We start from the raw sequence: 256 nt of genomic DNA, 5'->3' as shown, positions 1-256 counted from the left end.
CGGATATTGTACAATGGTGGGACCTTTAATGGCGGAATCAGTGTAACCTCTGCAGTGTATACCTCTGTTACGGATACGGTATATGAAAAAAATGCAGGAATTAGTTCCCCTAGCAGTTATGTCCTTGATACGAATAAGAACATTCTCTATGGTGGTGATGGTCACAGTCTATATAAATATAACAGTCAAACGTTTAATTTACTTGAAAGAAGGAGCGTGGAATACACCTCCAATTACTATGATATCCTTTTAGACC

The 256-nt window shown here is 38.3% G+C and carries 1 protein-coding gene; it reads left to right on the top strand.

Annotation, left to right across the window (positions count from 1 at the left end; translation table 11 throughout):
* The coding region (locus KVT27_RS25350) for a hypothetical protein (protein WP_217582246.1) at window positions 1–256 on the top strand (256 nt) is incomplete at both ends.

This window comes from Lysinibacillus sp. GbtcB16 (assembly GCF_019091145.1).
Taxonomy (GTDB): domain Bacteria; phylum Bacillota; class Bacilli; order Bacillales_A; family Planococcaceae; genus Lysinibacillus; species Lysinibacillus fusiformis.
The sequence above is the reverse complement of the archived record's forward strand: the minus strand, read 5'-3'. Positions and strand labels throughout refer to the sequence as shown.